This is a genomic window from Streptomyces sp. NPDC050704, assembly GCF_040654355.1.
In the GTDB taxonomy this organism is placed as follows: domain Bacteria; phylum Actinomycetota; class Actinomycetes; order Streptomycetales; family Streptomycetaceae; genus Streptomyces.
Genome location: NZ_JBFAHW010000098.1, coordinates 25,887 through 39,002, shown reverse-complemented (window position 1 = coordinate 39,002; position 13,116 = coordinate 25,887). Strand labels below are relative to the sequence as shown.

General features: G+C 71.3%; 13 protein-coding genes and 1 pseudogene. 7 read left to right on the top strand and 7 right to left on the bottom strand.

The features are described 5' to 3' along the window. Window positions 1–200: 200 nt before the first annotated feature. Window positions 201–1,118, bottom strand: coding sequence for a diacylglycerol kinase (locus tag AB0I18_RS38990; protein ID WP_363110459.1), 918 nt, complete (start codon window positions 1,116–1,118; stop codon window positions 201–203). A 196-nt stretch (window positions 1,119–1,314) separates the two neighbouring features. On the opposite strand from AB0I18_RS38990, the gene AB0I18_RS38985 reads away from it, so the two are divergent. Continuing rightward, window positions 1,315–2,598: an adenylosuccinate synthase gene (locus AB0I18_RS38985; protein WP_363110458.1), complete on the top strand. Its 1,284-nt coding sequence runs from the start codon at window positions 1,315–1,317 to the stop codon at window positions 2,596–2,598. Window positions 2,599–2,774: 176 nt separating this feature from the next. Then, window positions 2,775–3,065: a hypothetical protein gene (locus tag AB0I18_RS38980; RefSeq protein WP_363110463.1), complete on the top strand. Its 291-nt coding sequence runs from the start codon at window positions 2,775–2,777 to the stop codon at window positions 3,063–3,065. A gap of 39 nt (window positions 3,066–3,104) precedes the next feature. Here AB0I18_RS38980 and AB0I18_RS38975 read toward each other — a convergent pair whose 3' ends face one another. From AB0I18_RS38975 to AB0I18_RS38960, 4 genes are all read right to left on the bottom strand, one after another. Then, entirely contained in the window at window positions 3,105–3,755 is a 651-nt protein-coding gene (locus tag AB0I18_RS38975; protein WP_363110457.1) for a hypothetical protein, read from the bottom strand. 137 nt (window positions 3,756–3,892) lie between these two features. Then, window positions 3,893–4,621, bottom strand: coding sequence for a GntR family transcriptional regulator (locus AB0I18_RS38970; RefSeq protein WP_363110456.1), 729 nt, complete (start codon window positions 4,619–4,621; stop codon window positions 3,893–3,895). Between the two features lie 143 nt (window positions 4,622–4,764). Next, window positions 4,765–6,129, bottom strand: coding sequence for an aspartate aminotransferase family protein (locus AB0I18_RS38965; RefSeq protein ID WP_363110455.1), 1,365 nt, complete (start codon window positions 6,127–6,129; stop codon window positions 4,765–4,767). A 203-nt stretch (window positions 6,130–6,332) separates the two neighbouring features. Continuing rightward, entirely contained in the window at window positions 6,333–6,800 is a 468-nt protein-coding gene (locus AB0I18_RS38960; protein WP_363110454.1) for a hypothetical protein, read from the bottom strand. A 140-nt stretch (window positions 6,801–6,940) separates the two neighbouring features. Here AB0I18_RS38960 and AB0I18_RS38955 point away from each other — a divergent pair, with 140 nt between their 5' ends. Both AB0I18_RS38955 and AB0I18_RS38950 read left to right on the top strand, forming a co-directional pair. Then, window positions 6,941–7,750 (top strand): response regulator transcription factor, encoded by an 810-nt coding sequence (locus tag AB0I18_RS38955; RefSeq protein ID WP_363110453.1) that lies wholly within the window; start codon window positions 6,941–6,943, stop codon window positions 7,748–7,750. Further along, window positions 7,750–9,051, top strand: a complete 1,302-nt coding sequence (locus AB0I18_RS38950; RefSeq protein ID WP_363110452.1) for a HAMP domain-containing sensor histidine kinase — start codon at window positions 7,750–7,752, stop codon at window positions 9,049–9,051. The genes AB0I18_RS38955 and AB0I18_RS38950 overlap by 1 nt, the downstream gene beginning before the upstream one ends. Before the next feature lie 105 nt (window positions 9,052–9,156). Here the strand turns inward: AB0I18_RS38950 and AB0I18_RS38945 are convergent, their stop codons facing one another. After that, window positions 9,157–9,972: a VTC domain-containing protein gene (locus AB0I18_RS38945; RefSeq protein ID WP_363110451.1), complete on the bottom strand. Its 816-nt coding sequence runs from the start codon at window positions 9,970–9,972 to the stop codon at window positions 9,157–9,159. After that, a complete protein-coding gene (locus AB0I18_RS38940) occupies window positions 9,969–10,667 on the bottom strand; it encodes a DUF4956 domain-containing protein (RefSeq protein WP_363110450.1) in 699 nt (232 codons plus the stop codon). The genes AB0I18_RS38945 and AB0I18_RS38940 overlap by 4 nt, the downstream gene beginning before the upstream one ends. 162 nt (window positions 10,668–10,829) lie before the next feature. Between AB0I18_RS38940 and AB0I18_RS38935 the strand changes: the two genes are divergently transcribed. From AB0I18_RS38935 to AB0I18_RS38925, 3 genes and pseudogenes are all read left to right on the top strand, one after another. After that, entirely contained in the window at window positions 10,830–11,432 is a 603-nt protein-coding gene (locus tag AB0I18_RS38935) for a type 1 glutamine amidotransferase family protein (RefSeq protein ID WP_363110449.1), read from the top strand. Between the two features lie 32 nt (window positions 11,433–11,464). Then, window positions 11,465–11,935: a MarR family transcriptional regulator gene (locus AB0I18_RS38930; protein WP_363110462.1), complete on the top strand. Its 471-nt coding sequence runs from the start codon at window positions 11,465–11,467 to the stop codon at window positions 11,933–11,935. Window positions 11,936–12,115: 180 nt separating this feature from the next. Further along, window positions 12,116–13,036 (top strand): annotated as a pseudogene (locus AB0I18_RS38925) (serine/threonine-protein kinase); the annotation flags it as partial. Window positions 13,037–13,116 lie beyond the last annotated feature (80 nt).

Below are 13,116 nucleotides of genomic sequence, written 5' to 3'. Positions count from 1 at the left end.
GCTGTCGGCTCTCCGGCGTGAGGGGTCGTGTCGGGGTGTCCGATCGCCGCGGCAACGTGCCTGAAGCTGAATATCCCAGAGCGGCGATCGGATACCCCGTCGCGGCACCGACCCCACCACCCACCACCCCAGGGGCGCGAGGAACTGCGCGACCAGCCCCCACCCACCCGCAGACAAACAACCGGCCCAACCGCCGGAGGCTACGGCAACACCAGCCCCCACGCCCCCTCCCGCACCGTCCACGTCCGAGTCCGCACCGGCCCCCCAACCACCGAGTCCGCGCGATAGCGGAAATCAGCCCCCGACACAGTGATCGTATGAGCCACAGCCTCCAGCGGCGCAGCCTCCGCACCGACGGACACAGGCCGGATCTGGACCCACGCACCCCCCGGCCCACCAGGCCCACCAGGCCCACCCGATCCCCCCGCCCCGCCCGGCGTGATCGACACCGACTCAAGCGGCTGGTCCAGGTCGACGAACGTCTTGCCGTCGATCTCGACGCGCAGACGAGTCGGCCCAGGCGCACCGGCGGACACCACCCGACCCGGCCGAGCCGCCAGCGTACGCACTAGGGACTGACAGGTCCGCAGCCAGTGGTGGTGATGACTGTGGTGGTGATGATCATGCGCGGCGTCCTCCGAAGAGGACCCCCCGGCCCCGGCCCCACCCCCAAGCGCCGGGATGCGCAGCGCCCCCAGAACCACCCCGTCGCTCTCGTCCACCAGCAGATCGAGCCGCCGCACGGCCCCGTCCAACACGGCCCGCGCCGCCGCGACGGTCCCCGTCGGCACCCCCAGCGCCCGCGCGAGCGACACCGAACCACCACCGCCCACCCCGACCGGCACCAGCGACAGCGCACATCCGGCCAGTTCCCGCCGACGGTGCAAAACGGACACAGCGCGCATCAGGGTCCGGTCGTCGCCGATCACGACAGGCCGGCGGGACCCTCTCCGAGCCAGTACCCGATCGAATTCCTCGGGCCCGTCCGGGAGGCACACCTTCGTGCTCGCACCCGCGCTGAGCACGTCTTTCGCGATCCGTACCGACTCGCCGTCACCGTGTCGGGCGACCGGGTCGATGACCACCAGGAGCTGGTCGGAAGTCGCCACCTCGGTCATGCCTCGCTTCCTCGGGTAGCATCTTTGTGCAAGAGCCCCTTGCGCTATTGCGCCAGGGGCTTCGTCTATTCCGGGGCATCCGGTCCGACGGTCGCGGCCAACGAAGGTCGCCGACGTCCACGGTCTTCGCAGTCATGCGCTGTGCCGTGTACGTCCCCGACCTTGGACATGCCCCGCCCGGAAGGGGTGTACGCGCGTGCCCGCACTTGTGCTGCTCGGTGCTCAGTGGGGTGACGAAGGCAAGGGAAAGGCCACCGACCTGCTCGGTGGATCCGTGGACTATGTGGTGCGCTACCAGGGCGGCAACAACGCCGGTCATACGGTAGTCGTGGGCGATCAGAAGTACGCCCTCCACCTCCTCCCTTCCGGAATCCTCTCGCCGGGGTGTACCCCGGTCATCGGTAACGGAGTCGTCGTCGACCCATCGGTCCTGTTCTCCGAGCTGAACGGACTGAACGAGCGAGGCGTCGACACCTCCAAGCTCCTCATCAGCGGAAACGCGCACATCATCACGCCGTACAACGTGACGGTGGACAAGGTGACGGAACGCTTCCTCGGCAAGCGGAAGATCGGCACGACGGGCCGCGGTATCGGCCCGACGTACGCCGACAAGATCAACCGCGTCGGTATCCGCGTCCAGGACCTCTACGACGAGTCGATCCTGACGCAGAAGGTCGAGGCGGCCCTCGACGGCAAGAACCAGCTCCTCACCAAGGTCTACAACCGGCGTGCGATCGCCATCGAGCAGGTCGTCGAGGAACTTCTGACATACGCGGAGAGGCTGCGTCCGTACGTCGCCGACACCGTCCTGGTCCTCAACAAGGCGCTCGACGACGACAAGGTGGTCCTCTTCGAGGGCGGCCAGGGCACGCTCCTGGACATCGACCACGGCACGTACCCCTTCGTGACGTCGTCGAACCCCACCGCCGGTGGCGCGTGCACGGGCGCGGGCGTGGGCCCCACGAAGATCAGCCGGGTCATCGGCATCCTCAAGGCGTACACGACCCGGGTCGGCGCAGGTCCGTTCCCCACCGAGCTCTTCGACGCGGACGGCGAGGCGCTGCGCCGCATCGGCCACGAGCGCGGTGTCACCACGGGCCGTGACCGTCGCTGCGGCTGGTTCGACGCGGTCATCGCGCGGTACGCGACCCGCGTCAACGGCCTGACGGACTTCTTCCTCACCAAGCTCGACGTCCTCACCGGCTGGGAGGAGATCCCGGTCTGCGTGGCGTACGAGATCGAGGGCAAGCGCGTCGAGGAACTCCCGTACTCGCAGTCCGACTTCCACCACGCGAAGCCGATCTACGAGACGCTGCCGGGTTGGTCGGAGGACATCAGCAAGGCCAAGACCTTCGCCGACCTCCCGAAGAACGCCCAGGACTACGTCAAGGCGCTGGAGGAGATGTCGGGCGCCCCGATCTCCGCGATCGGTGTGGGCCCGGGCCGCGACGAGACGATCGAGATCAACTCGTTCCTCTAGTCAGTGCGGTCAGTCAGTGCAAACAGTGAACAAGAAGGGCGTCCGGTCCGGGCGCCCTTCTTGTTTGTTCCTACTTCTCCGCCCACTCCACAGAAGTGGGCGTACCGCACATAACGGGCATAGGCTGAAAACGCAAATCACCCGCACGTGCGTCGACGGAGAAGAAGGTGAGTCCGATGCGCGTCCTGCTCAAGGCGACCCTGGACACGGAGAAGGCGAACGAAGCGATCCGCAGCGGCAAGATGCCGGAGCTGATGAAGGAGATCCTGGATCACCTCAAGCCGGAGGCGGCGTACTTCGGGCCGTTGGGCGGCCGGCGTACCGCCTTCCTGGTCCTCGACATGAAGGACAGCTCGGATCTGCCTCCCACCGGTGAGCCGTTCTTCACCCAGTTCAACGCCGAGGTCGAGGTCACCCCGGTCATGAACGGCGAGGACCTGCAGAACGGCCTGGCCAAGCTGCGCTGAGACCGCCGACCGGGCGAGCCCGATCGGCGGTCATGCGGCCTAGCTGAAGATGATCATCGACCCCTGCGCCAGACTCCGCGTGGCCGCCGCATGCAGCCCCAGCCACACATGCCGTTCGCGGGCGAACGGGCTGGAGTCGAAGGGCGCCGGGGCGGCCGGTTCCTCCAGCTCCGTGGGGGCCATGGGAGGTGTCGGGGGGAGCGGCGGGTTCGCGGGGTCGATGCCGATCGACGGGGCCACGAACTCCAGCTCGCGCAGGAGGGTCTGGGACGAGCCCAACGGGCCGCCGCCCGCCAGGAGTTCGTCGCTGGACAGGGGATGCGGGAAGTCCACGGGCACGTACGCGCCCGCGTGGTCGTAGTGCCAGACCAGGTGCGACTGCTGGGCCGTCGCCTCGAACATCTCCAGCAACTGCTCGTAGTCGCCGCCGAGTTCGCCGACCGGTGTCACCGGCAGCTGGCACACCTGGAGCAGGTACGCGCGGCGCAGGAAGTGCAGCGCGTCGTAGTCGAAGCCCGCGACCGGCGCGACATCGCCGGAGAGCCCCGGCATATACGCGTAGACCGGCACCGGCGGAAGTCCGGCCTCGCCCAGAACCTTGTCGTAGAGCGCGAGTTCCTCGGCGAAGGGGTTGTCGGGGGTATGGCACAACACGTCGACGAGCGGGACCAGCCACAGGTCACAGGCCAACTGAGAGCTCCTCGCGTAGAGCGGTGGTCAGGGAAGCGTAATGGGTGGTGCGTCGGTCGGTACCCGTTGTGCAGGTCGCGTACCCCACACCCGACGACTTACCGCAGGCCGCCGACGCCCGCCCGGCCGTCCGCCGTTCAGCCCGCCGCCAGCCGTTCGATGAGTGCGAGCGAGTGCACGTTGTAGTCGGTGACGATCTCGTGCGCGGCGAGGGCGTCGCGGCGGGCGAGGGCATCCACGAGCTCGGTGTGCTCGGCCCACAGCTGGCCGCGCAGGTCCGGGATCCGGCGCAGGTACTGGACCGCGCACACCCAGGACTGCACGCGCAGCCGGTGCATGAAGTCGCCGAGGTAGGGGTTGCCGGCCAGGCCGCTGAGCTCGCGCCAGAAGCGCAGGTCGTAGCCGATGAGGATGTTGAGGTCACCGGCGAGGGCGGCCCGCTGGGCCTCCTCGCCGCGGCGCCGCACCCCGGCGAGCGCGGCGGCGGTGCGCGGGTCGTCGACGCGGGTGGCGAGGGCGGCGCGGGCCGCCCGGGTGGTGGATGCCTCCGCGTCGAGGAGGCCGCGGAAGATGCTGTCCGTGACCAGGCTGCGGGCCTCGATCATGCCCCGGTAGTCGTCCAGCGAGTACTCGTGGACGCTGAAGCCGCGGTGCTGGTCCGCGTCCAGGAGACCCTGCGCCGACAGGTCGACCAGGGCCTCCCGGACGGGGGTCGCGGAGACGCCGTACTGCTCGGCGATCTCCTTGACCGTGAACTCCTGGCCCGGCTGGAGGCGGCCGGCCAGCACCTCGTCGCGGAGCGCGTCCGCGATCTGCTGCCGCAGGGTGCTGCGGGTCACCGTGCCATTGCCGCCGGTGCCGGCCATCGTCGCGTCCCTCCCCGATCGGGTAAGTACTCGCTCATGTCTACGAGCCAGTCACCTTACGCGTTCGGATTCGGGGCGCCCGGACAGTACCGCCGCTCTGTTGCACCCGTGCCGCACCGGGTGCCGCACGGGTGCTTCTCCGTTTACCGCGCCGTGTGTTCGTCCGCCACGGAGAGTGCCTCGTCGAGCGCGGCCAGGCCCTCCTTGGCCTCCGCCTCCGTGATGTTGCACGGCGGCACGACGTGGGTGCGGTTCATGTTGATGAAGGGCCACAGACCGTGGGCCTTCGCGGCGGCACCGAAGGCCGCCATGGGGGCGTTGGCCTCGCCGGCCGCGTTGTAGGGGACGAGGGGCTCGCGGGTCTCCTTGTCCCGTACGAGCTCCAGGGCCCAGAAGACGCCCGTGCCCCGCACCTCGCCGACGCTCGGGTGGCGCTCCGCGAGGTCGCGCAGACCGGGACCGAGGACGGTCTCGCCGATCCGGGCGGCCTGCTCGACAATGCCCTCCTCCGCCATCACGGTCAGGGTGGCGACGGCGGCGGCGCAGGCCAGCGGGTGCCCGGAGTAGGTGAGCCCGCCGGGGTAAGGGCGCCGCGCGAAGGTCGCGGTGATCTCCTCCGAGATGGCGACACCGCCGAGCGGCACGTATCCGGAGGTCACGCCCTTGGCGAAGGTCAGCAGGTCCGGTACGACGCCTGTGTGGTCGGCGGCGAACCACTCGCCCGTACGCCCGAAGCCCGCCATGACCTCGTCCAGGACGAAGACGATGCCGTACTCGTCGCAGAGCGCGCGGACGCCCTCCAGGTAGCCGGGCGGCGGGATCATGATGCCCGCCGTGCCCGGGATGGTCTCCAGAATGATCGCGGCGATGGTGGCCGGGCCCTCGTAGACGATGGTGTCGGCGAGGTGCTGGAGCGCCCGCTCGCACTCCTGCTGCTCGGTCTCCGCGTGGAAGGGGGAGCGGTACAGGAACGGTGCCCAGAAGTGCACGACCCCGGCGGCCCCGACGTCGTTCGGCCAGCGGCGCGGGTCGCCGGTGAGGTTGATCGCGGCGGAGGTGGCGCCGTGGTACGAGCGGTAGGCGCTCAGCACCTTCGGGCGGCCGGTGTGCAGTTTGGCCATGCGGGTGGCGTTCTCGACGGCTTCGGCGCCACCGTTGGTGAAGAAGATCTTGTCGAGGTTCCCCGGCGTCCGCTCGGCGATCAGCCGTGCCGCCTCCGACCGCGCCTCGATGGCGAACGCGGGCGCGAAGGTCGTCATCGTCGCCGCCTGCTCCTGGATCGCGGCGACGACCTTCGGGTGCTGGTAGCCGATGTTGGTGAAGACGAGCCCGCTGGTGAAGTCCAGATACCGCCTGCCGTCGTAGTCCCAGAAGTAGGACCCCTCCGCACCGGCTACGGCGAGCGGGTCGATGAGCTCCTGCGCGGACCAGGAGTGGAACACGTGCGCACGGTCCGCGGCCTTCACGGCGGCGCCGGCCTGGGGACTGGGCTGGGGCTGAGGGGTCATGCGCCCGAGCGTAGGTGTCCGGGGCGGGGGCGCGACATCGGCGTCCTGTCTGCGGTCGGAGGCCTGACGCGACAGTCTGTCGGGTGTGCGGGGTCGGGGGTACGGGATGTCGGGGGTTACGGGGTGGGGGCGCGCGGGATCGGGTGTACGGAACGGGGAGGCGCGGGACGGGGCGTATGGGGCCGACGCCCCCGGGCCGGGGCTCAGTCGTCGTCGGCGTCCGCCACCAGCCGGGCCCGCGCCCCGTTCGCGGTACAGGAGATCTCGTACGTGAGGTCCTCCGCGTCGTCGTCCAGGCTCGGCTCGGCCTCCAGGCGGGCCGTCGGCGCCGGACCGCGCCCGACGTCCTCGTCGAAGTGGTAGCCGTCGGCCGGGCTCCAGGAGACCAGGTACACGGTCCCGTCCGGACGGCACTCGGCGGTCGCGCTGCCGCCGGTGAAGCGGACGGTGTCCTGCTGGACGGAGGGTGTGGGCGAGGGCGTCCCGGAACGCCGGGGTTCCGTCGACCCGGCGCCGGTCGCCAGGGCGCGCCGCACCGCCGCGTCGTCCAGCGTCCGGCCGTGCGCGTCCGCGTCCCCGTCGGCGTTCGCGAGCTGCCACGCCCCGAGTCCGCCCGCGCCGGTGCCCACCGCGACCCAGGCCGCGGTCACCACCGCGCTCCGCCACCTCATGAGGTCCTCCCGCTCGTCGGGGCCAGCATCTCGCGCTCTTTCCTAACGTCCGGTTAAGACGCGGACAAGGAGGAGTAGGAGGAGGCGCGGGGAGCGGGCCGGCATTCCCGGCCGTCCGGTTACCTGATTACGGTGGCCGCATGGCCCATCTGCTCGTCGTGGAGGACGATCCCGTACTGCGCGGAGCCCTGGTGCGCGCCCTGCGGGACAAGGGGCACGCCGTGGCGACGGCGCCCGACGGCATGGCGGGGCTGGACGCGGCGGTCACCCACCGGCCCGATCTCGTGGTGCTCGACCTCGGGCTGCCCGATGTGGACGGCGGCAAGGTGCTGCGGATGCTGCGGGCGGTCAGCGACGTTCCGGTGATCGTGGCGACGGCGCGGGACGAGGAACCCGAGATGGTCGCGCTCCTGGAGAGCGGCGCGGACGACTACATCGTCAAGCCGTTCGGCGCCGCGCAGTTGGACGCGCGGATCAAGGCGGTGCTCCGGCGGCTGGGTACGGCCGATGCGGAGGAGCCGCTCCAGGTGGGAGGTCTCACCGTGGACCTAGCGGCCCGTGACGTCATGCTGGACGGTCGCACCCTGGATCTCACGCCCCGCGAGTTCGATCTGCTGGCCCATCTCGCGCGCCGCTCCGGCCAGGTGGTGTCGCGCCGCGAACTCCTCGCCGAGGTGTGGCAGCAGCCGCTGGGCGGCGCGGACAAGACGGTCGACGTCCATCTCTCCTGGCTGCGCAGGAAACTGGGCGAGACGGCACAGGCACCGCGCTACTTGCACACGGTCCGCACGGTGGGGGTCAAGCTGCTGGCACCTGGACCTGACGGAGCCGACGCCGACACCGGAGCCGGCTCCAGTTCCAGCTCCGAGGCCGGTTCCGGTTCCGGCTCCGACCCTGCCCCTGCCCCCGACTCCGGTTCCGGCTCCGCACCCCGCCCCGGCGGCACCTGATGCGCCGCCGTCTCCTCCTGCTCACCGGCGCCACCACCGCCCTGGTGCTGGCCGCGCTGCTGGTGCCGCTCACGCTGCTCACCCGCAGCCACGCCGTCGACCGGGCCACCGCGGAGGCGACGGCCCGGGCGCAGTGGGTGGCGTCCGCGGTCGGGCCCGAGCTCGCCGCCGCCGAGGCACGGTCGGTGGAGCAGGCCGTGCAGAGCGTCAACGGGGCCGATCTGCCGCGGACTTCGCTGGTACTCGCCGACGGCACCGTCATCGGCGAGGCCACCCGTGTCACGGACGCGGTGCGGCTCGCCCGCACGGGACGGGCGTTCACCTACGAGGCCCCGGACGGCGGACGGCTCGTCCTCGTACCGGTGGAGGGGGCACCGGACGGCACGGCGGTGGTCCAAGTGGCGCTCAGCCCCGGGCGGTTGTACGACGGCGTGCTCACGTCCTGGCTGGTCCTCGCCGGGATCGGGGTGGGGCTCGTACTGCTCGGTCTGCTGCTCGCCGACCGGCTGGGCGCGCGGCTCGTCGGCGCGACGCGCACACTGGCCGGAACCGCGGAGCGGCTCGCCGCCGGCGATCTGACGGCCCGGGCCGAACCGGCGGGCCCGCCCGAACTGAGGCTGATCGCCGGGCAGTTGAACCGCCTCGCCGCCCGCATCGACGAACTGCTCGCCGCCGAGCGCGAGAACGCGGCCGACCTCGCGCACCGCCTGCGCACCCCCGTGGCCGCCCTCCGCCTGGACGCCGAGACGCTCCGGGACGACGCCGAGGCCGAACGGATCGCCGGAGACGTGGCCGCCCTTGAGCGCAGTGTCGACGAGGTCATCCGCAGGGCCCGGCGGCCGCTGAGCGAATCGGCACCCGGCGCCGACCTGGCGGCGGTCGCCCGCGAACGGGCCGCCTTCTGGCTGCCGTTGGCGGAGGACCAGGGACGCACGGTCGAGGTGACCACCCCGGCCACCCCTTTCCCGGTCGCCGTGCCCGCCGACGAACTCGCCGCCGCTCTCGACGCGTTGATCGGCAACGTGCTGGACCACACACCACAGGGAACGGCGTTCAGCGTCTCGGTGCGTACGACGACGGGAGGCGGCGCTGAGCCCGGGCAACGTGCGGAACTGGTCGTCGCGGACGAAGGGCCCGGCTTCCCCGGCTCGCACGCCGCCGAGCGGGGCAGCAGCGGCGCCGGTTCCACGGGCCTCGGCCTGGACATCGCCCGCCGCACCGCCGAGGAGGCCGGCGGCGGCTTCGAGACGCTCAACGCACCGGGCGCGCACGTGACGCTCAGGTTCCCCGCGGCCCTGTAAAGGACGCGGGGCTGCGACATTTGCGGCTCCGCCGCGATGGGGGTCCCCCGCTCATGCGGGAGAACCCGAGAGCGGGGGAGCGAGCAGCCATAGACGCCCCGCGGCCTAAGTACCGCCCTTCCCGCGGAGCACTTGGCCCGGAAACACCCCGCGCACCGCCCGCGCCCACCGGTTCGACCCCAACTCCGGTCGCAGGGCCGCCCATCCGGCGCTGTACTTGGTGAACTCGGCGGGCCGCACCCCGTACCCGTGCAGCAGCCGGTCCGCCTCCGTCAGGTGCCCCTTCGTCTTCGTCTCGACCAGGACCAGAGAACCGTCGGCGGCCGCCGTGCGACCCGTCGCGAGGTCCCGTACGACCAGACCCGCGTCGCAGGTCACCCGGCGGCCGTCCGCGACGAACGTCAGCCGCCGGTAGTCGGTGTGCAGCGCGGCGGTCAGACCGGACGGGGCCGCGATGCCGTACGAGCCGCCGAGCACCGAGGCGAGGAACCCGAGCCGGGCCGCGTCCAGCGGATGGTCGTCCCCCGCCATCCGCTGCCGGTGCTTGACCGTCTCGCCGCGCCCGCTCTTGAGCTTGATCTCGAACTGCCGCTCCCCGCTGTCCTCGTAGACCCGCTCCCGTATCCGGAAGCGCAGCCTGCGCCCCTGCCGGTGGTCGTGGAAGGTGCGCAGGGCGGGGGTGTCGTAATAGGTGGAGCCGTACCGGAACGTCCGCAGTCCGTCGATGGCGAGGACCCGGAACGGGCCGTCGGCGCGGCGCGGATCGGTGAGCCGGGCGGCGAACCTCTCGAAGACGCCGACGGGGACCAGGTAGCTGCGGTCCATGCGGGCCAGCAGTTCCGCGCGCGCGTTCAGTTCGGCCAGCGAGAGAGGGTGCGCGGCGAGCGCCGCGCGCTCCAGGGCGTGGACGGCGGCGCTCACCACACCGGCTCCTTGGCGACGGGGCCCCGCGCACCCGCACCCGCACCTGCACCCGCACCGCGTGTGCCGTCCCGGAGCACCGGCTCCGGCGTTCGGCCGTGCTCGTGCTCGTGCTCATGCCCGGGCTCCCGGTAGCGCACCTCCACCACCATCAGGTCGCGTACGTAGTCCACCTCCTGGACCGACCAGCCCAGCGGCTTCCCGAGCCGTCGTCCGAGGTCCTCGCGCAGCGCCTCCGGGTCCCGGTGCACGGTGTCGAGTGTGACGACCGCCCGCCGGTCCCGTGCGTACAGCCGCGGGTGGTCGGCGCCGTACATCACGAGCAGCAGGACGGTCGCCAGCCCCGCGGCCACTCCGATGCCGAGGCCGGGCAGGCCGCACAGCAGACCGAGGACCAGGGTCGTGAAGTAGTACGCGACCTCCTGGTGCTGCACCGCGGCCGAGCGCAGCCGGACGATGGAGAGCACCCCGAAAAGCCCGAAGCCGAGCGCGAGGCCGCCGCTCTCGCCGACCCTGCCGAGCGCGGCGACGACCGCGAACAGGGCCACGTTCAGGGCGAGATACGCGGGTACGAGCTCACGCCTGCGGTGCCGTGGATAGAAGACGCCGAACGTCAGCAGTGTCACGGCGACGAGGTCGAGGCCCAGGTGGGCCGCTATCTGGCCGAGGTTTCCGAGATTTCCTGTGCTGTCCATGCCGACGACGCTAGGGAACGGGAGGTTAACGCCACCTCCTCGAAGGGGTTAACGGGACTGCCGGCCGATCATCGCCCCGAACGTCTATTGACAGCAAGCTGTCATCATGACAGCATGCTCACATAAGGAAATCGGGAGATGCAGGCGAACAGAGGAGAAGCCATGAACCACAAGCCCGTGTACCTCGCCATCTACGACACCCTCGCCGACTGGGAGACCGGTCACACGACCGCGCACCTCGCACGGGCCGGGTACGAGATCCGGACGGTGGGTGCGTCCCTCGCCCCGGTGAAGTCCGTCGGCGGCCTGCGGATCCAGCCCGACATCGCGCTCGACGACGTACGCCCCGAGGACGCCTCGCTGCTGATCCTGCCGGGAGCCGACCTCTGGGACACGGGCGACGACCTCGCCCCGTTCGCCCGCAAGGCCCGGCAGTTCCTCGACGCCGACGTGCCCGTCGCCGCGATCTGCGGAGGCACGGCCGGGCTCGCCCGCGAGGGCCTGCTCGACGACCGGGCGCACACCAGTGCCGTGTCCTTCTATCTCGCGGCCACCGGATACAAGGGAGGCGAGCGGTACGTGGACGCCGACGCGGTGACGGACGGGAACCTGATCACCGCCGGACCCACCGAACCCGTCGCGTTCGCACGAGAGGTGTTCGGGCTGCTCGGCGTGTACGAGGGGGAGCTGCTGGACGCCTGGTACCGGCTGTTCCACGACTCGGACGTGGAGGCGTACGGAATCCTTGAGGCGGCCGGGAAGTGAGCGGAGAAGTGGGTGGGGGAGCGAGCGGGGGAGTGGGCAGGGAACGGCAGGACCTGTTCAGTCGAAGCGCGCTGAGCGTCTTCCGGCTGAACGGTCAACTCCTGGGCGTGGCCGAGGAGTTGGCCGCCCCCTCCGGGCTCACCGCCGCCTGGTGGCAGGTGCTCGGGGCGGTACTGAAGGAGCCGCTGTCCGTCTCCGGGATCGCCCGGGACATGGGCATCACCCGGCAGAGCGTGCAGCGGATCGCCGACCTGCTGGTCGGCAGGGGCCTCGCCGAGTACGTGCCCAACCCCGCCCACCGCCGCGCCAAGCTGCTCCGGCCGACGGAGGGCGGACGCGCGGCGATCGAGAAGATCGTCCCAGGGCACGCGGCCTTCGCGGACCGCCTCGCGGAGGCCCTCGGAGAGGACGAACTAGCCGATACCGTACGGGTGTTGGAGCGACTTTCGGCCACCCTGGAAACCCTCACAAGCCCCGAGGGGCCGTCCGCGGGCGACCGCTGACGCACACCGGTCGCTCGGCTGTGGATCTCCTGCTGCTCTCCCGTCGCTCACCGGCCGCTCGCCCACAGGCCCCCGCTGACCTGTTGCCGAACCGTGGAGAATCACGGGTTCCGCTGTCATACCCGCGCACTATCCTCGGTGCCACGGGGTGTTCGGTGGGCACGGGGGAGGAACCGGACGGTGGAGAAACTGTCGGCTGCGGATCCGCAGAGGATCGGCGCGTACAGACTGCTGGCGCGGCTCGGAGCGGGCGGAATGGGCCAGGTGTACCTGGCGCGTTCCGACCGTGGGCGGACGGTCGCGGTCAAGCTCGTGCGGAAGGAGCTCGCCGAGCAGGAGGAGTTCCGTGCGCGCTTCCGTCAGGAGGTGCTGGCGGCCCGGCGCGTGGGCGGGTACTGGACGGCGCCGGTGCTGGACGCGGACACCGAGGCGGCGATTCCCTGGGTCGCCACGGGCTATGTGGCCGGGCCCTCGCTCCAGACGGTCGTCGGGCACGACCACGGCGCGCTGCCGGAGCGTTCCGTACGGATTCTGGCGGCCGGCCTCGCGCACGCGCTGAAGGACATCCACGCGGCCGAACTGATCCACCGCGACCTCAAGCCCTCGAACGTCCTCGTCACGATCGACGGGCCGCGCGTCATCGACTTCGGCATCGCGCGTGCCCTGGAGACGGTGACCGACGGCGGCCTCACCCGCACCGGCGCGCTCGTCGGCTCACCCGGTTTCATGGCCCCCGAGCAGGTCCGCGGCGACCGGGTCACACCCGCGTGCGACGTCTTCTGCCTGGGCTCGGTCCTGTCGTACGCGGCCACGGGCGACCTCCCGTTCGGTACGTCCAACAGCGGGGTGCACGCCCTGATGTTCCGCATCGCCCAGGAGGAGCCGGACCTGACGGGTGTTCCGGAGGGCATCGCCGATCTCGTCCGGCGGTGCCTGCGCAAGGACCCCGCCGCCCGCCCGACCCTCGACGAGATCCTGGAGCGCACGGGCGCGGAGGACACGGTCGCCGAGGGCCGAAGCCGCGACCCCTGGCTGCCGGGCACGCTGGTGGCCCAACTGGGCCGTCACGCGGTGCGGTTGCTGGACTCGGAGGACCCGGAGGAGGGCGCGGCGCCCGTACCGGTCCCGGCCCACCCAGCCCGTCCGGCGTTTGAGGACGAGGCCGTCCAGGCCGATAAGCG

Excerpts from the sequence above, each read along its gene's own strand:
- AB0I18_RS38940 (WP_363110450.1), bottom strand. The coding sequence starts at position 10,667 with ATGGACAGCACAGGAAATCTCGGAAACCTCGGCCAGATAGCGGCCCAC.
- AB0I18_RS38980 (WP_363110463.1), top strand. The coding sequence starts at position 2,775 with ATGCGCGTCCTGCTCAAGGCGACCCTGGACACGGAGAAGGCGAACGAA.
- AB0I18_RS38990 (WP_363110459.1), bottom strand. The coding sequence starts at position 1,118 with ATGACCGAGGTGGCGACTTCCGACCAGCTCCTGGTGGTCATCGACCCG.
- AB0I18_RS38950 (WP_363110452.1), top strand. The coding sequence starts at position 7,750 with ATGCGCCGCCGTCTCCTCCTGCTCACCGGCGCCACCACCGCCCTGGTG.
- AB0I18_RS38935 (WP_363110449.1), top strand. The coding sequence starts at position 10,830 with ATGAACCACAAGCCCGTGTACCTCGCCATCTACGACACCCTCGCCGAC.
- AB0I18_RS38970 (WP_363110456.1), bottom strand. The coding sequence starts at position 4,621 with ATGGCCGGCACCGGCGGCAATGGCACGGTGACCCGCAGCACCCTGCGG.
- AB0I18_RS38965 (WP_363110455.1), bottom strand. The coding sequence starts at position 6,129 with ATGACCCCTCAGCCCCAGCCCAGTCCCCAGGCCGGCGCCGCCGTGAAG.
- AB0I18_RS38960 (WP_363110454.1), bottom strand. The coding sequence starts at position 6,800 with ATGAGGTGGCGGAGCGCGGTGGTGACCGCGGCCTGGGTCGCGGTGGGC.
- AB0I18_RS38955 (WP_363110453.1), top strand. The coding sequence starts at position 6,941 with ATGGCCCATCTGCTCGTCGTGGAGGACGATCCCGTACTGCGCGGAGCC.